General features: G+C 43.7%; 19 protein-coding genes. 10 read left to right on the forward strand and 9 right to left on the reverse strand.

Annotation, left to right across the window (positions count from 1 at the left end):
* Positions 1 to 19 precede the first annotated feature (19 nt).
* The 3 genes from PQG66_RS00595 to odhB all read left to right on the forward strand — a co-directional run bounded on the left by PQG66_RS00595 (position 20) and on the right by odhB (position 5402).
* Entirely contained in the window at positions 20 to 505 is a 486-nt protein-coding gene (locus PQG66_RS00595) for a GNAT family N-acetyltransferase (protein WP_272033975.1), read from the forward strand.
* A 743-nt stretch (positions 506 to 1248) separates the two neighbouring features.
* The gene (locus PQG66_RS00600; protein WP_272033977.1) at positions 1249 to 4122 is read left to right on the forward strand and encodes a 2-oxoglutarate dehydrogenase E1 component; all 2874 of its coding nucleotides are present in this window, start codon (positions 1249 to 1251) and stop codon (positions 4120 to 4122) included.
* 5 nt (positions 4123 to 4127) lie between these two features.
* The gene (odhB, locus tag PQG66_RS00605; protein ID WP_272033979.1) at positions 4128 to 5402 is read left to right on the forward strand and encodes a 2-oxoglutarate dehydrogenase complex dihydrolipoyllysine-residue succinyltransferase; all 1275 of its coding nucleotides are present in this window, start codon (positions 4128 to 4130) and stop codon (positions 5400 to 5402) included.
* A gap of 143 nt (positions 5403 to 5545) precedes the next feature.
* On the opposite strand, the gene PQG66_RS00610 is transcribed toward odhB, so the two are convergent.
* The 4 genes from PQG66_RS00610 to PQG66_RS00625 all read right to left on the reverse strand — a co-directional run bounded on the left by PQG66_RS00610 (position 5546) and on the right by PQG66_RS00625 (position 9281).
* Positions 5546 to 6514, reverse strand: coding sequence for an alpha/beta fold hydrolase (locus PQG66_RS00610; RefSeq protein WP_272033981.1), 969 nt, complete (start codon positions 6512 to 6514; stop codon positions 5546 to 5548).
* Between the two features lie 44 nt (positions 6515 to 6558).
* Positions 6559 to 7536: a type I phosphomannose isomerase catalytic subunit gene (locus tag PQG66_RS00615; RefSeq protein WP_272033983.1), complete on the reverse strand. Its 978-nt coding sequence runs from the start codon at positions 7534 to 7536 to the stop codon at positions 6559 to 6561.
* 205 nt (positions 7537 to 7741) lie between these two features.
* Positions 7742 to 8326 (reverse strand): tRNA (mnm(5)s(2)U34)-methyltransferase, encoded by a 585-nt coding sequence (locus tag PQG66_RS00620; RefSeq protein ID WP_272033985.1) that lies wholly within the window; start codon positions 8324 to 8326, stop codon positions 7742 to 7744.
* A gap of 1 nt (position 8327) precedes the next feature.
* Positions 8328 to 9281, reverse strand: a complete 954-nt coding sequence (locus PQG66_RS00625; RefSeq protein WP_272033987.1) for a TIGR01212 family radical SAM protein — start codon at positions 9279 to 9281, stop codon at positions 8328 to 8330.
* A gap of 301 nt (positions 9282 to 9582) precedes the next feature.
* Here PQG66_RS00625 and PQG66_RS00630 point away from each other — a divergent pair, with 301 nt between their 5' ends.
* Positions 9583 to 9786 (forward strand): hypothetical protein, encoded by a 204-nt coding sequence (locus tag PQG66_RS00630; protein ID WP_272033990.1) that lies wholly within the window; start codon positions 9583 to 9585, stop codon positions 9784 to 9786.
* Between the two features lie 150 nt (positions 9787 to 9936).
* Positions 9937 to 10692, forward strand: coding sequence for a tRNA (guanosine(46)-N7)-methyltransferase TrmB (trmB, locus tag PQG66_RS00635; protein WP_272033992.1), 756 nt, complete (start codon positions 9937 to 9939; stop codon positions 10690 to 10692).
* Positions 10693 to 10804: 112 nt separating this feature from the next.
* Here the strand turns inward: trmB and PQG66_RS00640 are convergent, their stop codons facing one another.
* The 3 genes from PQG66_RS00640 to PQG66_RS00650 form a co-directional block, all read right to left on the reverse strand.
* Positions 10805 to 11593 (reverse strand): helix-turn-helix domain-containing protein, encoded by a 789-nt coding sequence (locus PQG66_RS00640; RefSeq protein WP_272033995.1) that lies wholly within the window; start codon positions 11591 to 11593, stop codon positions 10805 to 10807.
* 113 nt (positions 11594 to 11706) lie between these two features.
* The gene (locus tag PQG66_RS00645) at positions 11707 to 11889 is read right to left on the reverse strand and encodes a hypothetical protein (RefSeq protein ID WP_272033996.1); all 183 of its coding nucleotides are present in this window, start codon (positions 11887 to 11889) and stop codon (positions 11707 to 11709) included.
* Positions 11890 to 12147: 258 nt separating this feature from the next.
* Positions 12148 to 14406 carry an AraC family transcriptional regulator gene (locus PQG66_RS00650; protein ID WP_272033997.1) on the reverse strand — a complete coding sequence of 753 codons (2259 nt, stop codon included), beginning with the start codon at positions 14404 to 14406 and terminating at the stop codon, positions 12148 to 12150.
* Positions 14407 to 14790: 384 nt separating this feature from the next.
* On the opposite strand from PQG66_RS00650, the gene PQG66_RS00655 reads away from it, so the two are divergent.
* The 3 genes from PQG66_RS00655 to PQG66_RS00665 all read left to right on the forward strand — a co-directional run bounded on the left by PQG66_RS00655 (position 14791) and on the right by PQG66_RS00665 (position 18326).
* Complete coding sequence (locus PQG66_RS00655) at positions 14791 to 15696, forward strand: ABC transporter permease (protein ID WP_090922181.1); 906 nt, start codon at positions 14791 to 14793, stop codon at positions 15694 to 15696.
* A gap of 36 nt (positions 15697 to 15732) precedes the next feature.
* The gene (locus PQG66_RS00660) at positions 15733 to 16674 is read left to right on the forward strand and encodes a carbohydrate ABC transporter permease (protein WP_272034002.1); all 942 of its coding nucleotides are present in this window, start codon (positions 15733 to 15735) and stop codon (positions 16672 to 16674) included.
* Positions 16675 to 16772: 98 nt separating this feature from the next.
* Positions 16773 to 18326, forward strand: coding sequence for an ABC transporter substrate-binding protein (locus PQG66_RS00665; RefSeq protein WP_442954985.1), 1554 nt, complete (start codon positions 16773 to 16775; stop codon positions 18324 to 18326).
* Between the two features lie 122 nt (positions 18327 to 18448).
* On the opposite strand, the gene PQG66_RS00670 is transcribed toward PQG66_RS00665, so the two are convergent.
* A complete protein-coding gene (locus tag PQG66_RS00670) occupies positions 18449 to 19600 on the reverse strand; it encodes an MGDG synthase family glycosyltransferase (RefSeq protein WP_272034007.1) in 1152 nt (383 codons plus the stop codon).
* Between the two features lie 50 nt (positions 19601 to 19650).
* Positions 19651 to 20178 (reverse strand): phosphatase PAP2 family protein, encoded by a 528-nt coding sequence (locus PQG66_RS00675; protein WP_272034009.1) that lies wholly within the window; start codon positions 20176 to 20178, stop codon positions 19651 to 19653.
* A gap of 700 nt (positions 20179 to 20878) precedes the next feature.
* Here PQG66_RS00675 and PQG66_RS00680 point away from each other — a divergent pair.
* Together PQG66_RS00680 and infC are read left to right on the forward strand one after the other, a co-directional pair.
* A complete protein-coding gene (locus PQG66_RS00680; RefSeq protein ID WP_272034011.1) occupies positions 20879 to 22117 on the forward strand; it encodes a glycosyltransferase family 2 protein in 1239 nt (412 codons plus the stop codon).
* A gap of 333 nt (positions 22118 to 22450) precedes the next feature.
* Positions 22451 to 22945 (forward strand): translation initiation factor IF-3, encoded by a 495-nt coding sequence (gene infC / locus PQG66_RS00685; protein WP_272036385.1) that lies wholly within the window; start codon positions 22451 to 22453, stop codon positions 22943 to 22945.

Genomic DNA, 22945 nt, shown 5'->3' on the forward strand with positions numbered 1-22945 from the left:
ATGAAAAGGTGGGATTGGCATGAATTTGTCGTTCCGGATATTGGACTGGGATGAAGAAAAACCTTATGAACTCTTGCTGATGGCAGATCCTTCAAAAACGATTGTAGACGAATACCTGAGCAGAGGCGTTTGTTTTATTGCGGAGTATGAAGGGGAAATGGTAGGGGAGTTTGTATTGCTCAAGACTCGTCCGGAAACTGCAGAGATTGTGAACATCGCCGTGCAGGAAGAGCTACAGGGGCAAGGTGTAGGTAAACATATGATTAAGGAAGCGATGGAAGCTGCACGAAGACTCGGGTGCCGGATATTGGAGATCGGAACGGGCAATTCCAGTTTTCATCAATTAAAGTTGTATCAGAGCTGCGGTTTTCGTATTACAGGTGTAGAACGAGATTATTTTATTAAGCATTATGAGGAAGAGATCATGGAGAACGGTATTCGCTGTACAGACATGATTCGCCTCGCTATTGATCTGAATGAGGTAGCAGATGGGGATAAGAAGTAGGATAGAACATCTGGAAGACCGAAAGCCTTTAAATGAGAGAAGAGAGCAAGTGAGGGATATTGAATAGAGATCATTCATTCTAAAAAAATGAGCAATCCTCAATTAATGATTCTTTATCGCCCGGGTTATAAACAGGACAGTAATGAGGCCGCCGGATATTCGTATTCGACGGCTTTATTCTGCTGAATTTTGTTTCAATGTAGCTAAAAATCCAAATTCTTGTTGAATGTTAGTTCAAATGGTTAATGTTTAAATGCATGGTTTGTTCTTATGTAGAATGGACCACAATTATAAAAAAGAGGATATATACGGAAATCAAACCTCGTCTGCAGAGCAATTCAGCGTTCGCGTTTACAAGGAAAATCACTTGATTGGTTCGATTGATCTAATTTATGCATCGATTGAGCTAAAAAAGGAAATGCTCCTGAGCGTAAAAGTTTATAGAATAGATATAGAAAGAACACGTTCTTCGCTAAAGTTAGAGAAGGACGTATAACCTTCGAACGGATCACGACATTATTCGACATCTGTGCGATGGTAAATATATAATCATTGTTAGACTTTGATTTTGAAAACGCAGACAAACCTTTGACGGGAGCGTCGGAACAACGTTATTACCACGAACAGCACGATGATTGGACTTCATGAAAAATTTCGCTTAAAATGTTGAACGGACGCGAATTGCGGCTTATTCACTGATTTCCGTCAAACCCTATGACAAAATCAAGACGGAGGGAACGTCGATGATGATCGAGAAAAGCAACATGAAACCCTGGGAAAGTTATTATGGTCCCAATCTGGGATACGTACAAGAACAATATGAATTATACACCCAAGACCCGGGTGCAGTGACGCCAGCTTATCGAGAATTGTTTGAACAATGGGGTGCACCGCCGATGTCAGGCAAAGGTGCAGAAACTCTTTCGAATTCCGGCAATGCCCAAACTGCATCCGGAAGCGTAGATATTCAGCTATTACAGAAAGCGGTTACAGCGGGCAAGCTCGTATGGAATATTCGTACGTACGGCCATCTGGCTGCAGACATTGATCCGCTTGGGATCAGTGAACCTACTGACACATCTTTGCTGGAACCAAAGCATTTTCAGTTAAACGAAGAAGATTTGAAGGCACTGCCTGCTTCCTTGATCTGGGAAGGTGCAGATGGTCAGACAACGACGGGTTGGGATGCTATCCAGCGTCTTCGTGAGATCTACACTGGTCCGATTGCATACGAATTTAGTCATGTGCATGAAGTCCAAGAACGTGAATGGCTGAATCGCCGTGCGGAATCTCGCACATCGCCTGCTCCTCTTACACAGAGTGAACGCACGGCGTTGCTAGAGCGTTTGGTTGAAGCTGAGCAATTTGAAGATTTCCTGCACAAAACGTTCGTAGGACAGAAGCGATTCTCTATCGAAGGTAACGATGTACTTGTACCGATGTTGGATGAAGCGGTTCGTCTTATGGCGGAAGCGGGTTCCAGTCATATTCTGATGGGGATGGCACACCGTGGTCGTCTGAATGTTTTGGCTCATGTACTAGGTAAGCCATATAGCAAGATTTTCTCTGAATTCCATCATGCTCCGAACAAAGATATGGTTCCGTCAGAAGGTTCAACCGGAATCAATTATGGTTGGACGGGGGATGTCAAATATCATATGGGTGCTAACCGTTTTGTAAAAGACGGGGAGACCGTACAGGCGCGCTTGACACTCGCTAACAATCCGAGCCATCTGGAGTATGTTAATCCGGTTGTTCAAGGTTTCGCACGCGCGGCTCAGGACGATCGTCGTGAACCAGGTTACCCGAAACAGGATGTAACGAAAGCAGCTACGATTCTGATGCACGGGGATGCAGCCTTCCCAGGAGAAGGTATTGTGGCCGAAACACTGAACTTCAAAGCACTACCTGGATATCAGAATGGCGGAACGATTCATATCATCGTAAATAACCGTCTTGGTTTCACAACAGACAGTAGTGACTCTCGTTCTACTTATTATGCTAGTGACCTTGCTAAAGGTTATGAGATTCCGATTGTGCATGTAAATGCTGATAATCCGGAGGCTTGTATTGCTGCAATTCGTATGGCAGCGGAGTATCGCAATCGTTTCAAAAAGGATTTCTTGATCGACCTCATCGGATATCGCCGTTATGGCCATAACGAGACAGATGATCCTGAAACGACACAGCCGCTCGTATACGACAAGGTGAAGAATCATCCAACAGTTAGTCATCTGTATCAGGATATGCTTAAGAAAGAATCGGTCATTGATGATGCGTTCATCACGAGTATTCGTGATAATGTAGCGAATCGTCTGAAAGAAGCCTATGATCAGATGAAGAAAAATGAAGTTCATGAATATTATCAACGTAATATTAGCGAATCTGAGGCAGTTACAATTACCCCAACGGCGGTGCCGCTGGAGCAATTGCGCGACATCAATGCTGATCTTTTGAAATGGCCTGAGAATTTCAATGTCTATCCGAAGCTCCAGCGGATTTTGCAACGTCGTAGTACAGCTCTGAATGAAGGGGAGAAAGTAGACTGGAGTCTTGCGGAAACACTCGCCTTTGCAACAATACTGGCTGACGGCAAACCAATTCGTATTAGTGGGCAAGATGCAGAACGAGCAACTTTTGCTCACCGTAACCTGGTGCTACATGATGCGAAGAACGGTGAGAAATTCTGTCCATTGCATCACTTGCCACAGGCAAAAGCGTCATTTGCTATTTATAATAGCCCGTTATCCGAAGAATCTGTTGTCGGATTCGAATACGGGTATAACGTATACTCCCCAGAAACACTCGTTATTTGGGAAGCGCAATTCGGTGATTTTGCGAACTGTGCACAAGTTATCTTTGACCAATTCGTATCTGCTGGACGTGCAAAGTGGTCTCAGAAATCGAGTTTGGTCATGTTGCTTCCACATGCGAACGAAGGTCAGGGACCGGAGCATACGAGCGCACGTTTAGAACGATTCTTGCAGCTATGTGCTGAAGATAATATGACGGTGGTTAATCTATCGAGTGCCTCACAATATTTCCACCTGTTGCGTCGCCAGGCTTCGCTAACGGAGACAGAGGATGCACGACCACTCGTGATGATGTCACCGAAAAGTTTGATCCGTAATCCACGTGTAGCGTCACCTGCTGTGGAATTTAGTGAAGGTAAATTTGAACTGGTGTTGGAGCAGCCAGGTCTTGGTACGAAACCTGATCGGGTAGAACGAATCATTTTGTGCAGCGGTAAGGTTGCCATTGATCTGGAAGATGCGATTGAAAAGGACAAAGGAGACTGGTCCTGGTTGCACATCATCCGTGTGGAGCAACTCTATCCGTTCCCAGCGGAAGAAATCAAACGTGTACTTGCACGTTTCAGCAAACTTAAAGAACTGGTATGGGTACAGGAAGAGAACAAAAACATGGGTGCTTGGACATATATGGAGCCTCGTCTTCGCGAGATTGCGCCTGAAGGCACAACTGTGAGATATGAAGGTCGTCCAGAACATGCTAGTCCTTCTAGCGGATATCAACTTGTGCATAGCATGGAGCAGCAATTAATTATTACAGCAGCGTTGAAACAAACGACGAAGAATAATATTCCACTTGGGAGGTAACAGCTGTGAGTGAAATTAAAGTACCTGCAATGGGTGAATCGATTACTGAGGGAACGGTATCCAGATGGATGGTAAAAGAAGGCGACACCGTTAATCAAGGTGATGTTTTGCTTGAACTGGAGACAGATAAAGTCAACATCGAGATTAGTGCTGAAGAGAGTGGTGTGCTCGAGAAAATCATTCGTCAGGAAGGCGAAACTGTAGAAATCGGTGAAACGATTGGTACTCTTTCTGCCGGAGGAGGGGGAGGAAGTACCTCTTCCGCTTCCGAACCGGCAGCAGCTGATTCCAAACCTGCTTCAGTACCTGCTCCTGAGGCTCCAGTGGCACCAGCGGCTGCTGCAAAACCATCTGAGCCATCGGATAATACGAAGACAGCTTCTCCGTCTGCGCGTAAGCTGGCTCGGGAGCGTGGGATCGAAATAGATCAGGTGCAGAGTAGAGATCCAATTGGACGAGTATACCAGGATGACGTGAAGAGTTATTCCAGTCAGCCTTCAAGTCCTGCTGCAACGCCTGCTGCCAAAGCTCCGGCTGCTACACCTGCTGCACCAGCAACTGGTGGGTCCACTTTTGCAAAACCGGTAGAGCGACAACGTATGTCCCGTCGCCGGGCGACAATTGCAAAGCGTTTGGTGGAAGCGCAGCAGACTGCAGCTATGTTAACAACCTTTAATGAGGTTGACATGACTGCGATCATGGACGTGCGTAAACGTCGTAAGGACAAATTTAAAGAAAAATACGATATTAATCTGGGATTCATGTCGTTCTTTACCAAAGCGGTAGTCGGGGCACTTAAGAAATTCCCAACGATCAATGCGGAGATTGATGGTGAAGATGTTGTTTTGAAGAAATTCTACGATATCGGTATTGCTGTATCAGCAAAAGAAGGTTTGGTTGTTCCGGTTGTAAGGGATGCTGACCGTCTGGGATTCGCTGAGATTGAAAGAAGTATTGCAGATCTTGCATCTAAAGCACGTTCCAATACACTGGCGTTGTCTGATTTGCAAGGTGGCACTTTCACGATTACAAATGGAGGCACTTTCGGTTCCTTGCTGTCTACTCCGATCCTGAATACACCGCAAGTGGGTATTCTCGGCATGCATAAAATTCAGCTCCGGCCAGTAGCTATTGATGCTGAGCGGATGGAAAACCGTCCGATGATGTACATTGCATTATCGTATGATCACCGAATCATTGATGGAAGCGAAGCCGTGCGTTTCTTGGTAACCGTAAAAGAATTGCTTGAAGATCCAGAATCTTTGCTGATTGAAGGTTAAAAGAGCTCTATATCTGCTACGTCCTTATATCATCCTTATAAGATTTGTGATTCCATAATAGAACAAAATCCCCTGTGCGGTACAGTATACACTGTGTCCAACAGGGGATTTTTGCTTCTTTCTTTTATTCTATGAGGTTATGGTTACATCTGTTGCTCCTTTAACTCTTCTATAGCCTGTTCCCTACCTGGTATATGGCGTTCCAGCCAGTCGAGTACATCCTGAGTCACTTCTCTGCGATTCGTCTCATGCAGCATCTCATGACGTCCTCCAGGATACAAGCGATATTCAACATCTTTCAGGCCGAGTTTCTGATACTGAGAGTAAAGATTCAGTACACCTTTGCCGCGCAGACCCACTGGATCGAGTTCACCGGAAAAAAGAAAAACCGGCTTATGCTTAGGAATGCGCTCCATATGGTGTGGAAGATGAATTTCGAGCAACAGTTTGAAGAAATCACGGAAAAAACCAGCCGTACATATTGCACCGCACATAGGATCATCAATAAAGCGTTGAACCTCCTGTTGATCACGGGACAACCAGTCAAACGGAGTGACGGCTGGACGAAAAGCCCGGTTAAATCCGCCAAATACAATAGCATTCAGCAGCATACTGCGATGATTGTTTCCTTGGATACCACATTGTAGCAAAGCCAGCTTTTCACCAAATCGGAGCAGTCCCCGTTTCCCGTTTGTTCCTGACAACACAAAACCGTGGTACCTTTCATGTCCGGCATACATGAGGTATTGTACCAGAAAGGAACCCATACTGTGTCCCATGAGAAACAAAGGAACTTCCGGGTGTTCCTGGGACGCAATCTGACCGAGATTAACCATATCACTACCCATCCAGCGGAACGCATCATCACCTGCATCGCCTAATGATTCGGTGTTATCTACCGTTTTGCCATGTCCTCTATGATCATTGGCATACACAGCATAACCATGTTTAGTCAGATGATCCGCAAATTCAGCATAACGCGCTGCCGTCTCGCCCATGCCATGTGCAATCTGTACAACAGCTTGTACGCGCTCGTTTGGATCAGGGAGCCAGCGGTATACATGAATACGGGTACCTTCATTACCCATAAGTGTAAAGGTAGACTCCTGCATCTCGTGAATTCCTCCTTTGCAAGTTATGTGTAGCTCACCCGATGTTACGGAAGATAGGAGCGAAGAACGGTTGTATTTCCGCTCAATGTATAGGTCCCCAGATTGGCAGGCAGTAAATAACATTGACCTGCCTTCAAAGTCAGATGCTCATCTTCAGCGTTGGACCATTCCAGTGTACCTTCACCTTCACACACAACAAGAATCGTAAAACTTTCCGGGGTGGTAGACAGTTCCCAGCGATCGTTAACAATACCCTTTTCGACAACAAAGTAAGGACACTCAGCGAGCTTAAGCCATTCTCCTGGAACTGCGTTATTTGTTTTCATCGTTGTGGCTCCAGAGCCTTCATAAGCTGTCACGTTCAGGGAATCTTGAACATGCAGTTCACGCGGCTTGCCGTCCAGACCGGGACGATTATAATCATAAATCCGGTACGTTGTATCCGAGTTTTGCTGTATTTCTGCCACAACAACGCCGGCACAAAGGGCGTGCACCGTTCCTGCGGGGATAAAAAAGGTATCGCCAGCTTCTACGGGCACTTGACGGAGAGTTTCCATTACCGTACCGTTCTCTAGTGCCAGTCTCAGGCCTTCACGATCCACACCATCATTCAATCCGTAAATAATATGAGCGCCGGGTTTGGCATCGAGTACATACCACATTTCGGTTTTACCCAGCTCACCTGGAGGGAGAGCCTCATAATCATCTGTAGGATGAACCTGAACCGACAGGTCATCGTTACAGTCGAGTAATTTGATAAGTAAAGGGAAGCGACCACCCTTTTTAGAAACCCCTTTTGTACCAAGCCATGTCGTACCGTACTGTTCGCGGACCTCGTCAAGTCCTTTGCCAGCGAGTGGACCATTCAATACCTTTGTTGTGCCGTTGGCGTGATCTGCAATCATCCAGCCTTCGCCAATATGCCCTTCAGGGGGTGTGAGTCCAAATTGCTCTAACGCACGTCCACCCCATACACGTTCTTTAAACTCGGGTTGGAATTGCAATGGGTATGGCTTAGACATAAATATCTCTCCTCTATTATATGAAGTGGATAATTTCTTTAACCAGTTGTAGGTGCGTTCATGATCATGAAGTGACAGAGTATAACTGTATAAGTTTTACGATTTTTATATGTAGAACAACGCCGAATGGACCAGACTAGGTTTGAGGTGTTTTTTCTGCGATTGTGTCTAGTGTAGTCCATCTGACGATAAAAAGGAAATGCTGTTACTTTTTCTCAATTCCAATTAAATAAGGTGAAGTTTCCCGTTGCATCTGGCGATAGATCACTACCTGAGCTTGCTCCACAGGTAGAGTGGAAGCCCAACGTGAAACGGCTCCTGCTTCCTGAGCGCCTCCATCATGACCAGGGTATAAAACAATGGTTATGATACCTCGTGGACGTAACAACGTTAGTGCAGCTTCAAGTGCAGCAATGGTGCTCATTGTCTCGGTAATGATGGACGTATCTGCGCCTTCAGCAGGTAAATAACCCAGATTAAACATAATGGCCCCAACCTTGCCAACCCAGCCCTCAGGCACTGCTTCAGCCATACGGGCATGGCTTAATTCCAGCAAGGATATAGAGCCAAGTTTATTGCTTTCGGAATGTTTTCGAATCCGAGCCTGAGCTAGTGTCAGAGCTTCACTCTGGATATCAAATCCGATCACTTGACCACGCTTACCTACTTGCTGCGCCAGAAATAATGTATCAGCACCTGTGCCCACTGTAGCATCGATCGCTACTTCTCCCGGCTGGAGACGAGAACTTATCGATTGATGTGCACAGCTTAGTACGGAAAGAAAGCCCATATTATGCCCCCCTCCAATACTTACCCTGCCAGGTATCACGTTCACGCAGTTCCCGGTCAATCGAATTTAGAACTTCCCATTTATTCAGCGACCACATCGGCCCAATCAACAGGTTCCGCGGAGCATCCCCAGTGAGACGGTGTACAATCATGTTGGGAGGAAGCATTTCGAGCGTATCTACAATCAGCTTGATATATTCATCCTGTTCGAGGAATCGTAAGAGTCCCGCTTCATATTGTTTGACCATTGGCGTTTTGCGCATCAGATGGAGCAGATGGATCTTGATACCTTGCACATCCATTTGCGCAACGGCTCGGCCTGTATCCAGCATCATTTCGTGTGTTTCTTGGGGCAAGCCGTAGATGATGTGTGTACATACTCGAATGTTATGCTTGCGAAGCTTCTCCACAGCTTCTTCATAACAGGCTGTATCATGTGCACGATTAATTAAAATCGAAGTAGAATCGTGGATCGTCTGCAGTCCCATCTCTACCCATAAATAGGTACGTTCATTTAGCTCTGCCAAATACTCGACAACATCATCTGGTAAACAGTCCGGGCGAGTAGCTATGGATAAACCAACGACGCCTGGCTGCTTCAAAATTTCTTCAAAATACTCACGTAGCTCTGCGACTGGGGCATAGGTATTCGTGTATGCCTGAAAGTATCCAATATAATGGGCCGAAGGCCATTTCAGATGCTGCCTGTCCCGAATCGTATTGAACTGAGTGACGAGATCTTCACGTCTGCTGCCTGCAAAATCTCCTGAACCCCTTGCACTACAGAAGGTGCAACCACCTTTAGCGATAGAACCATCCCGATTAGGGCAGGTAAAACCGGCATCGAGCATGACTTTGAATACTTTGTTGTTAAATTGATCGCGCATCTCATAATTCCAAGTATGGAATCGTTTATCCCCCCACATTAGCGGAGGTTGCAAAGCCGGTGCGTTCATTATTAAGATACTCCTTTAAGATCTATGTCTTTAAATTTGTAGTGATCTGGTTCGGTTATCTCATGTCTGAACAGAAGATGTAGACGCTGAGATGTTCGTCATTTATTGTATCAAAAATCTGAAAAAAAGGGGAATGATGAAGCAAAAAAGGGGCGTTAAATCAACGATTTAGACTTGATATAGTTCACATCTTATGTTATATTTTAATCAGCGTCAGGCACTATCTAGTGAGTCCTTTTTTATCGTAGCATTTGAATGAATGCTGACGTTACGGATCATACTATACCGAGAGGTGATATGAATGAATTCCCAAGTTAATAATAACAATGAATTCCAGCATGTGTCCGTTGAACTGACTGCAGAAGAAGCACTGGCGTTAACAGGCGTTCGTTTCAATGGTAACCCAAAAGTGAAAGCGGCTGCAAAACAAAAAGTTCGCGATGCTTTTGAAAAGGCATTTGATTTTTCACATCAAGATAAGGTAGACTATGAACTACTAAAGTAGTTGGACCCCAATTCCAAATAAATCGAAAAGGGAATCTTTGAGATTTGCCAACATGGCAGGTCCGGAGATTCCTTTTTCATTGCTCTTTACAATTTGCCTGATCTTCGGCAAAATAAGTCTGAGACAAGTATGGACAAACGGAGGAATAAAATGCGTTTACGTGGCAGAAAAGGGATTAGAGAAAATCTGGAGCAGCAGGAGGACCTCGTTGTTCTGGAACCAAAGCAATACAAAGGGAAATGGAATGAACTTTTTGGCAATGATCATCCGATCTTTGTTGAGTTTGGCATGGGCAAAGGGCAATTCATCAGTCAGATGAGTTATAAATATCCGCAATATAATTTTATTGGTATCGATATGTATGATGAACTCGTTCGCCGAGCCAGTGAAAAAGCACGCAATGCTTGGAGTCAGGCGGATGTGGAAACGCCTCCGAATCTGAAGCTGGCGCTCGCAAATATCGAGCAGATTGAAGAAGTATTTGAACCGCATGAACTGGAGCGCATTTATTTGAATTTCAGTGATCCATGGCCAAAAGCGAAACATGCACGCCGCCGGTTGACACATCCACGCTTTCTGAAAAAATACATTGAGCTATTGAATGCAAAAGGTCAGATTCATTTTAAGACGGACTCAGAGACCCTGTTTGAGTTTTCCTTGAACGCTATTGCTGATTTCGGCTTGCAGATGACCAATCTGTCATTGAATCTGCATCGCGATGGATTGAATGAAGAGCATGTGATGACTGAGTATGAGCAGAAGTTCATGGGCAAAGGCATGAATATTCACCGGGTTGAAGTGATCGTAGGGGAAGAAGCTTTGCGAGAGTATAACGAAATGCGTCTGGATAAGTATAAAGTGCGTGAAGCGACAGACGAGTCTGGAGATATTCAGGATCAGCAATAAAAACGGGAGTACATTCATACTTCATATAAGAAGAGCGACACGTGAGATGATGATATCTCAAATGTCGCTCTTTTTACATTATTTAATGATCACAAGGTTTGATGTACTGATATTAAAAATCATCCACCTTTTTTCTTACCTTCTTCCGAAATTTAAAGCCAAAACTATTGGTGTATATATCATTTTTGGCCAATAGTTTATATGCATCCATTAGAGCCGATGTGTGGACTGTAATGTAGATGCCAAGTGCAATCATTCCAATACAGACGGGGTAATAAGGTACCAAAAAATCGGAATCAATATACTTTTTTTCAATGCCAAAGGCTAAGAGTCCCGCAACAAATAAACAAAGACCTACTATATTAATAACGACATATCTTTTTTTAATGTTTTCATATCTGAGAATCAACTCTTTAAGATACTTTTCATCAAATAATAAAGGTTCTGCTTTTAGTACTTTATATTGATTTTCTTCCAAAAAAGATACGGACACAAACATACCTATTCCCAGTGTAGCTAAAATAATGGTTGGGATCATATATATAGCAGGATCTTGTTTAAAAATGAAATAAGGTATACAGGATAGAGCAATTAGAAAAAAACCTAATGCCGTAACCTTAGAAACTTTGTGTGCAGACAATAAATATCCCTCAGCTAATTCTTTGCTAACATAATATCCTGACTCTTTATCACGGTTAGTTTCGACAGATTCCTTTAACAAATAGTCCATAGAAACCCCGAAAATGTCCCCGATGATAAGTAGTTTTTCTGTTTCAGGATAACCTTGACCATTTTCCCATTTACTAATCGCCTGTCTTGTTGTGTTTACTTTTTCAGCTAATGCTTCCTGAGAAAGTCCTCTTTCCTTTCTCAATTGAAAAAGTTTCTCGCCAAATGTCATATTGTGTACTCCTTATCGTTACTAGCTATGTTCCCTTACTTATTGAAACTAATTAGTACGGTTAAACTTCCATATCCCATAATATCAATTTTTCATCATATCCACACTATGATCTACTTATTCTTTTTTCTAAGTTGAGATGCACCATAGAAAATAGCAAAAATGACGAACCCTATAAAGATAAGTATATTTGTAATTGGCTCATTGATTCGTGGTATGGAATCCTGAAAAACCTTTAAAAGAACTAATAATCCTACGGTTAAAATAATTCCAACGATCGATACTTGTTTCATCATTCATTTCCTCCATCTGTAGTCGTTTAATGTTACCTCTTTTGTGTTTCCGCACGATGTTCCGTGCAAATATGTCACCCTTTGCTTATGGCTATCTATATCTTAGTAAAACATTGCTCTACGCTCTACCATGTTGGGGTTGCGCTTTGTCAACTTAAGGTTGCAACTAGGTTATACACTGTATTTTTTGTCTGGAAAAATGAAATAGATGTAATCAGATTGGATATCCAACATGATAACTCAGATACCCCTAATGATGATTCAGAAATTCTCTGAATGGAGCTGTTTGCGACGATAATCATTCGGTGTCACACCGTTTAATTTCTTGAACATGCGATAGAAGTAGGAACTGTTGGTGAATCCGGTTCTCTCGGCAATATCGGCTACAGAGTTCTCTGTCTCAACAAGCAAATGCTGTGCTTTGGCAATGCGTGTCTCATTAATAACATCCGTGAGTCCTTTCAACGTGAGCTGTTTATATAGCCGGCTGACGTAGATCGGTGACATACTTAGTTCCTCTGCAATTGAGGTTAGACACAGATTTGGGTCAGCATAATCCCGCTCAACAATATCGTTGATTCTCCGAATGAGTTCCTCATGCTTGAGTGTGCGTTTTTCCTCTACCTTGGAACCGAGCTCATCAAACATCCGATAAAAATGTCCATGTACCTCGCTGAGATCCTCAGCATTTTTCACGGGAAGCATCAAGCTGCCTGTAACGGAATCGAGTGTAAGTTGATTGTTCTTCTTGAGCGTATTGCGAACATGATTAAGAGTCATCGTCAGATGGGACAGAGCGAGCTGAAAGACGGTGAATGGATAGGCTGCAGTTTCACTGACGATATCTGCGTAGATTAGCTTGGCTTCCTCAGTCTTGCCTGTCATCAAACACTCGATAAGCTGTCTTTCTTTACCTGCCGGGAAAGTGTATTCCTTGCTCTGATACGCCAGAATGTCTGAGGTATGAATCAGACATCCTGGCCCCAAGAACAGGCGATGAAGCGATGCTTCAGCGGAACGAGCATAACCTTCAATACATTCTGCAAGTGAATTTTCTTCTGGACCCAGCGTACAGGAGATGGAACACTTCAGATGAGTCATGACTGCGGCCTGCATCATGCGTAGCAATTCTTCTATTGGATGCGAAGTCCCATTGTCTGACAAAGAATTATTTTCTGATTTTTCATTAAACAGAAGCGTAATCAGGTCACCGCCCATATCCACAGCTTCCGCATAATAGTGAGGATCTGCAGTCTCTGTGCAAATGTTCATCATGGCGTATTTTACAAGTTGGGTATCTTCCCGGTATGTTTCGCAAAATTCTGTATACTGGTCGATGCGCAAAAGCACGAGTCTTGACGATTGGTGTACATCAACAGGAGAGCCGTAGAACCTCATTCGATCTTCAAGCATATTGCAGGTTATGGTTTCACGCCCTTGAAGTGCACCTCTTAAAAAGTCTTGTCTTAGCAGTTGTAGACTGCCCCGGCGTTCGGCTTCCATCACACGCATGCGGACGAGCACATTATTAATCGGACGATACAGCTTCCGGGATACAAGATAAGAAAGAATCAAACCCGCAGCCAATAACCCAAGGCAGAATAACAGGGTATGCATGCGCATATCGCGAATATCAGCTGTAATCACGTCATAGGGGGTAATTCGCACGTAACGCCATCCTAGGTTGTCTGGTGCGGTGTAAGTGATGAGCGAGTTTTCCCCATCCACTTGTTCGGTAAAATAAGCAGAATGCTCCGTATCCTGCATGATCGGCCGCATGAAAGCTTCATTGGAGAGATTGTTAAGCAGTGGGCGATCTCCAAAATTGGACAACAAGTCTCCTTGTTCATTTACAATAAAGGTTTTGCCTGGCTGGTCTGCTGCATTCATATTGGGACTAAGCCAATCATCCTTAATGTTGACGATAACAGCGTAATTGAGCTTGGCGTTGTCGTTGATGGTGTCATAGCAAAGATAAGTATAACTGTCTACCTCACTGGCTTCGGTTGAGCCAACCTTATAGGTACGCGGGATAGGAACAAAGGGTTTATAGTCATGGAAACGATCCAGAATATGTTTGATCCCTTGGTCATCGATCTCGGATATAGATTGCTGTCCATTGCGAACCCCATCGGAGCTGATAAAAAATTCATTGCTTTTGGAGTTATATACATAGATGGATTCAATAAAAGGAAGTGACATGCGGTAATTATCGAGCTGCTCCATAGCCGATGTAATCTGATAGATACTTGGTTTGGAGTAGAGCATCAGGGAAGAAATGGTGTAGTCCTGATAAATCTGATAGGAGAGTGATTTGGCGCTTTCAGTCATCTTGGCCACTTCACGGCTGGTCTGGGTGAGGCTATTCACATCTGTACGATAGACTTGACGTAGTGCAATTCGATTGTAGTTAACGTACAAAATGGCTGAGGCCACAAGTAGAGTTGCTGCAGTGCTGATAATAATACCCATCAGAATCCGCGCGAATACTTTCTGGCTTTCCTTTGAACGTTTGCGCATTCTTTTTCCCCCTCGAACCTCCTGATATGAGTGAACTTATGTATTTTTCATAAGAAAACTGAATTTCATATGTAGCCAGACAGAAGAGCAAGGTAACTTGAATTATATATTATGTATACGCTTACCTCAATGTGAGACAACCGTTTTGGTTCCTTTTCCCTAGATAAAGTTCAATTTTCGCGTGATTGTTCATAAGGTTGGAGCTATGCACGATATCAACTTTTGTGAACGTATATGTGTTCATTTCATAATTAGTACATATTGTTCACTTCTGATTTCGCAGTATCGTTCACGAATGGGCAGGAAGCTTCAGTATTCAGAAACGCAGAGGTCAGTCTACAATCAAATTCAGAGCTTCACCGCCATATTGGGAGGGATCGAGCCATGCTCAAAGAATTGAACAAAAACAAAATCATGTTTCTGATGCTGCTGCCCACGCTGATCTTTTTTCTCATTAACTCGTATTTTCCGATGGTCGGTATTTACTACGCATTTACCAGCTATGATTTTGCAGGCGGGTTATTTGGAAGCCCGTTTGTAGGGCTAGACAACTTTAAGTTCCTCTGGCAATCTGGCATGCTGTTGAAACTAACGACGAATACCGTAGGGTACAACCTGGCTTTCATTATACTGGGGAATGGTCTTGCGATCTTTTGTGCGATTATGCTCAGTGAAATCCGGGGAAAGTTGTTCAAAAAAATAACCCAATCCGTCATGTTTCTGCCGTACTTTATCTCGTTTGTTCTATTAAGCGTAATCGCTTACAACATGTTTAACTATGAATCCGGGTTTGTGAATACCGTGCTCAAACGTTTTGAGGCAGGGCCTGTTGATATCTACAATACACCATGGATTTGGGTGTTTCTGATCATTATCTTTTATCTGTGGAAAAATCTTGGATACAGCATGGTCATCTACTTGGCGGCAATAACAGGCATAAGTGATGAATATTATGAAGCGGCTCGCATTGATGGTGCGAACATCTTTCAGCGGATCTGGTACATTACAGTGCCGATGCTGAAACCAACGTTTGTGATTCTCCTGTTATTCTCCCTTGGCAGCATTATGAAAGGACAGTTTGATCTGTTCTATCAATTGATCGGAAATAACGGCGTGCTCTACAACGCTACGGATATCATTGACACGTATGTCTATCGTTCACTGAAAGTCACCTTTGATATTGGTATGGCAACAGCAGCTGGCTTGTATCAATCGTTATTCGGCTTCATCCTGATCATGACGGTCAACTACATCATTCGCAAAATAAACGAAGATTACGCTTTATTCTAGAATAAGCACGCCTTTAGGGCAGAAGGGAGAACCCTTATGAGCAACCAAATGCCAATGCAGACGCAAAGACGATTCCGAACCCGCACTCGTACCAAAGATTCTGAATTTAACCTGGCGTTTCAGATCATCGCTTACAGCGTCATCGTTGTTTTGTCATTAATGTGCCTGCTGCCATTTCTGCTTATCTTGTCGGGGTCATTCACCAGTAACGAGTCCATCGTGCGGGACGGCTATCATCTCTTTCCGACGCAGTTCTCGCTTGAAGGTTACAAAATGGTATTCAAATTCCCGACCCAAGTTTTGAAAGCGTATGGGGTAACGGTATTTACAACGGTAGTTGGCACGACGCTGGGCTTGTTTTTTATTACGATGGCGGGATTTGTCCTTCAGCGCAAAGATTTCAAATACCGGAACACGTTTTCCTTTTTCATCTACTTCACAACTTTGTTTGGCGGAGGTCTTGTGCCTTGGTACATTATGCTCGCGAACTACTTCAACCTGACAGATACGTATACCGTATTGATTTTTCCAGGGTTGATGACTCCATTTCTGATCATTCTGATGAAAAATTTTATTCGCTCCGCTGTACCGGATGAACTGATTGAATCGGCAAAGATTGACGGTGCCAACGATTTCCGGATCTATTGTAGCATTGTGTTGAAACTGGCGATGCCGGGCATAGCAACCGTTGGACTGTTTCTTGCCCTCGGATACTGGAATGACTGGTTTACATCTTCCTTGTTTATTAACAACCCGGATATGTATCAGCTGCAGTTTTATCTGTACAACACGATGAATACGATTACCTTCATTGACCAGATGGCCATTGGTACGGGCGTCACACTTAGTCAAGACGTTCCAACAGAGTCGACCAAGATGGCGATGGCGATTATCGTAACTGGCCCAATTTTGTTCCTGTATCCGTTCGTTCAACGGTATTTTGTCAAAGGACTCACGATCGGAGCAGTAAAAGGTTAGAACGTGCACACGCTGGGGACATCAGGCTACTAGGTATGTGGATGGTCTGATGCATAGCGGGTCTGCGCTAACATATAGGTTTAACACAAAAAGGGAGGATGCATATGCGTAATAAAATGATTCGGCACCTGTCTGTGGTACTTGTTATGATGTTATTTGCTGGCGTTCTGGCTGCATGTAATGGCGGCGGTTCAAGTGGGAATACACAAGGTAATGCTCAGGGAGGTTCATCGGTTAATAAAGGCGAAAAAGTAACTCTGCAATTTTACATGCTTGGAGATGCTCCGAAAGACCTACCTGTAATTGAGTCGGAGATTAACAAGCTTGCTGAAGCCGATCTGAATGTGAATGTAAAATTCAACTTCACGTCCTGGACGGATTGGGATCAAAAATATAAATTGCTGCTGTCTTCCGGACAGCCGATTGACTTAATTTTTACGGCCGACTGGACCAATTACCAGTCTTATGCCAAAAAAGGTGCTTTTTTACCGCTGGAAGAACTGTTGACAAAAACACCGAAGCTAAAGTCTCATGTCCCTGATGATATGTGGAATGCGGTTAAGATTAATGACAAAATCTACACTGTTCCATCGACATGGATTGAATACGTTACCGAGGGTATTGCATACCGCGAAGACTTGCGTGAGAAGTATAATCTGCCGAAGCCGGAATCGCTGGAAACGCTCGAAGCATACCTGGACGGGATCAAGGCGAACGAGCCAAATATGATTCCGATTGCAGACAGTAATGCGAATCACACACATGGAGTGCGTCAATTAACTTCCAAGCTGGTAAATACAGCTGGTCAGCTTCCATATGGCCTGGATATTATGTATGAAACACCGTCCACCGTGGCGTCCTACTGGGGATCATCGCAGCATCTAGAGGACCTGAAAACATACAAACGCTGGATGGATAAAGGCTTTTTCCCGAAAAACGTATTGAACGTGAAGGATACATCCAATTCCCTGTTGCAAAATGGTAAAGCTGCTGTCGTTCTTGCTGGGGAGAATCCGAACAAATTCAATTCCGATGTGATCAAGGTTCAGTCCACTCACCCGGACTGGAAGCTGGGTTATTTCCCATATCCGAATGCGAAAGGGTTTGCACAGCCGGTGCATCCGATTCATAACGGTTTTGCCATTCCGCGCAGCAGTAAAAACCCGGAAAGAGCACTGGAATTCTACGAGAAACTCGTGACCGACAAACGTTACAACTGGCTAACCGAGTATGGTGTGGAAGGGAAAAACTTTGAAGTAAAAGACGGCTACTATCATATGATCGGCGATGCACAAAGTAACGGATTCCCGCGTGAAGGTATGAATGGCTGGGCATGGCGTAATCCAGAATTTATGCTGTATGATAAGAGCTTTGATGATGTACTGGCTATGTTCAAAGACCTTGATCAGATCAAAAAGCCGGATATTTTCACTGGTTTTGCGGAAGATTGGACACCTTATCAGGCTGAGAAAGCGGCTTTGGAGCAAGTTGAGAAGCAATATCTGTATCCGCTTAACGTAGGTCTTGTTGCGGATGTAGAGGGTGGATTGAATACGTTTATGGAAAAAGCAAAACAGGCCGGTTTGGAGAAAATCCAGTCCGAGTATACAAAACAATGGCAGGAGTATCTGAAAACTGCTGGTTTACAATAGGCAGTGTGGTTCATCTGCAGACTTAAGATCAAGAAAAAAAGGTGCCTTCGGTTTCGAAGGCGCCTTTTCATTCATGAAGAAAGTTTATAAAGGACGATATTGCTCAGGTTAAGTTATTCGAATTAGACATGTGTTTCCTCTGAAGATAAGGGCTGCATATTTTGCAAAAGATTTATGATACACTGAGCGCTTTTCATCGGATGTACTTTGGCGATGTCGGACAGATGACGCTCTCGTTTTTTCACCACGTCTGGATAGTTATTAAGCAGTTTGTTCATCCATTTTACAACCACATCAACTGATGTAATGAGTTCGCCTAAGCCTCTGGCTGTGAAGTAATGAACATTTTCTTCTTCCTGTCCAGGAATCGGATTATGAAAAAGCATTGGAATTCCTTTGGCCAAACCTTCACTGCAAGTGATACCACCAGGCTTGGTGATCAGCAGATCGGAAACTTCCATTAACTTGTCAATCTCTGTTGTATATCCGATGATGTGGATATTTTCTTGCTGAAATAATGGGTCCTGTTCCATGCTATGGCGTACTTTGTCATTTCGTCCAAGACAGAAAATGATCTGAATATCCTCATGCCAGCCTGCGAGCAACTGATGCAGAACCTTGTCATTAAGCATACCCCAGCCGCCGCCCATGACAAGCACGGTTGGCATATTTTTAAGATTAAACCTAGTGCGGACCTCATCATGCCCAGGGTGCTCCCAGAAGTTCGGATGAACCGGGATACCCGTTACTTTAATTTTTTCTTCAGCTACGCCTCGGAGCATCAGTTTACCTTTTACTTCGTCCGAGGACACGAGATACAGATCCACCTCTTGACTAATCCACGTGCCGTGAGCGTCATAATCCGTTAGGACGTTACAGAGAGGAACCTTCGTACCTAAACGTTTTAAACGGGATATAACAGCACTTGGAATCGGGTGTGTGCACACGATGGCACTGGGATTGAGCTGACGAACGACGCTGCGGGTATGGGTGTAGAACAATTTGTGCAGTGCAAGAGTCGTCAGTCGATTCAGTGGCTTTTTATATTGCTGTTTATACATGTATCCGACAAGTTTCGGTTGAGTGGTCACCGTTTTTCTGTATGCATTAATAATTAGTGGTGCTACTTTAGGGTTAAGAAAGCTTCCTAGTTCAAGCACTTTCGTCTGAATATTAGGAGACAGCTTTCGTAAATGACTAGATAATGCATAAGCAGCTTGAGTGTGTCCAGCACCAAACCCCTCTGATAATAGTAAAATTCTCTTTTTTTCCACGCCTGCCTCACCTGTTCCTGCTAGGTATTCCTGAGTCTAACATATCGGCTTTAAGACCAGAATGCAACTGTAGCAAGTGCGACTAAGGTGCCGATTGTGGCACCCGCCAACACATCAGACGGATAGTGCAGCCCCAGATAGATTCGAGAAAATCCGACAATAACAGCCACGGGCAACAACGTTAGAAATAGAATGGGTTCAGCCGCCATAAAAGGCACTGTAACCGAAAAAATAGCAGTCGTATGCCCCGACGGGAACGAATGGTCCGTTAGAGGGTTGCGGAACGTGATAGTATCCGGTAAGGCCAAGTAAGGCCGAATGCGAGGATACAATCTTTTCGCTATGGCTACAGGGATGTGGCTAACAGCTAGAGCGATGCAGGCCTGAAGACCGACTGTGCTCCAAGGAGCCGGGGCGAGTAGCCAGATGAACAAAGATACAACAATGGAAGCAGTTGCTCCACCCAGATGGGTGAAATAGTATAGCCAGAAGTTCATAAAACGATTATGAAGTCGGCCGTTAATCCACATAAACAAATTACGATCATACTCCTGAAACTTTAAGAAAAAACGGCTCATAGTGGCCTCCTGCCAGTTGCGCCGCGACGGCGGCATATTTCCGGGAACTATAATCGGTGTCCGGTTTTCACCTAATTAGTATATAACCTGTATTTTAGGTGCTGAGGTTATTTCAGGTATATGTTTATCATATTTTTAAATGTTGTCCTTTTCAAGAAGAACACATGTAAAGAACGTAAAATTCATGTAAAAGAGTGGGTGAAAAACCAATAGACTTTTTGACTTTAATCCTCTATAAAAGATACAATGATTCAATATGGCTGAATTGAGGTAAAAAAATGTGAGCTTTATATCAAACTTTATTAGGCTTATTTACGTTATTTGAAGTAGAGGTACACTTCAGCTGTAGTAAGTCGGAGAAAAAAGAAGGGACTTTAGAAATAAAAATCAAGAAAAAGGCTGAAAATAAGATGTAACAGGCATTAATGCAAGGTTGTGGTATCGCACAGTGACTATTCAGCGTTTATAGTTCACATTTCTGCTTCAAGAAGTGGAATTGGGGTTTTGACAAATCGCTGAAAAGAATACAGAATCGATAAGGCGGCTAAATGGTCGCTGCCATGATTTGAAACATTGCCTGAAAATTGACGTAGTATACAAAAGCACAGGGTCATATTCTGCAAACATAAAAATAAATGCAGAATCAGGAAGAGAAAACTATAGTAACCTGGGTTTGAAAAAAAGGGGGTAACAGAGAACGATGTTGGACGCTATATTTGTCACGTTGCAGGTCATCTTGGCACTGCTGGCCGTGTACCAATTCACGTTTTCGTTGTTTGGTCTGTATAAGAAAAAGAAAAAGAATAATTATCCTGCTACAAAATCGTTTGCCGTGCTTGTTGCGGCTCACAATGAGGAGCAAGTGATCGGTGCGTTGATGGAGAACCTGAAACAACTCGATTATCCTAGAGATATGTACGACGTATTCGTCATCTGTGACAACTGTACGGATAGTACTGCAGATATCGTTCGCGAGCATGGGTGGAATGCATGTGTTCGTACGAATCCCGATTTAAGAGGTAAAGGTCACGCTATCGAGTGGATGCTTAAATATCTGTGGGATTTGCCACGCCAGTATGATGCGGTTGTTATGCTTGATGCTGATAATCTGGTGGAGCAAAACTTCTTAAGTGAAATGAACAATGATTTGTGCAATGGAGCACGTGTAATTCAGGGATACATTGATACGAAGAATCCTGAAGATTCATGGATTACTGCGGCTTATGGAGTATCATACTGGTACATTAACCGTCTGTGGCAGTTGTCCCGTCACAATCTAAACATGGCCAATTTCCTCGGGGGGACTGGCATGTGCTTCGAGACCAATTTGCTGAAAGAAATCGGTTGGGGAGCGACAAGTCTGGTTGAGGACTTGGAGTTTACGATGCGTAGTGTACAGCGTAATGTGTATCCTGTGTTTAATTATGATGCCAAAGTATTTGATGAGAAACCGTTGACTTTCAAAGCTTCTGCCAGACAACGTTTGCGCTGGATGCAAGGTCACTTTACCGTAGCGAGAAGATACTTTTTCCCATTGCTGTGGCAGGCTATCAAAGAAAGAAGCCTGGTGAAGTTTGATTTGGCGGTGTATGGTGCCAATGTGTATGTGGTGCTGCTTACTTTCTTGTTGACCGCAATGATGTCAATTGATATCTATGTGTTGGATGGCCCGCACATCGCCAACATTTATGGATATTTCCCATTATGGGTTGGATTCGTGGCCATCGGTATGAACGTGCTCACATTCCTATTGTCTATGGCGCTTGAAAAGGTTAAATTTGCCAAGGTATATCTGTATCTGATTCTATTCCCAATTTATTTGTTGTCTTGGTACCCAATCACGTTTTATGCGTTCTTCACGCAGAACAACAAACAGTGGAGCCACACGCAACATACACGAGTTGTGCGTCTGGACGAAGTGCAGAGCAAGCAAGGGTAGTTTTTGGTAGATCAATTCATAAAACGTATGGTTATAAGGGATGTCTTCTTTATTTAAAAAATACGTGTTGATGTGTTGACAACAACTATCTTGAGTGTTATAGTATTCAAGTGTGTTAAACAAATAGCAAGTGGAATCACAAGTAGAAGTCCGACTTCTCACCTGTCCGACATCAGTTGGCTGGTCAACGATCCCAATAATTTATGAAGTGTATACTCATGAAGAATTGTGTTGATTACAGGGATGTCGGTAGCTTAACCGGCATCCCTTTTATTTTTTTGTTACAAGATATTCAAAATGACCTGGAGGTGGACGGCTATTAGTAAAGATCACATGATTAATGACGAGATTCGGGCGAAGGAAGTACGCCTTGTCGGAGCTGAAGGAGAACAAATCGGGATTACTCCCATTCGTGAAGCACTTCAAATGGCAGTGGACCTGAACTTGGACCTAGTCAATGTGGCCCCACAGGCTAAACCGCCGGTGTGCCGCATCATGGACTACGGAAAATTCCGCTATGAGCAGCAAAAGAAAGAAAAAGAAGCCCGTAAGAACCAGAAAGTTGTCGACATTAAAGAAGTATGGTTCCGTTCCAATATTGAGGAGCACGATTATCAAACGAAGCTTCGTAATGTAATTAAGTTTTTGAAAGAAGGCGACAAAGTAAAATGCTCTGTTCGCTATCGCGGACGTGAGATTGCGCATGCCGCTATTGGTCAAAAGATTTTGGAACGCGTCAAGACTGAAGTTGAAGAACTTTGCTCCGTTGAGCGCCAACCAAAACTTGAAGGCCGCAGTATGATTATGATTCTGGCTCCTAAAGCCTGA

This window comes from Paenibacillus sp. JJ-100 (genome assembly GCF_948329825.1).
GTDB lineage: Bacteria > Bacillota > Bacilli > Paenibacillales > Paenibacillaceae > Paenibacillus.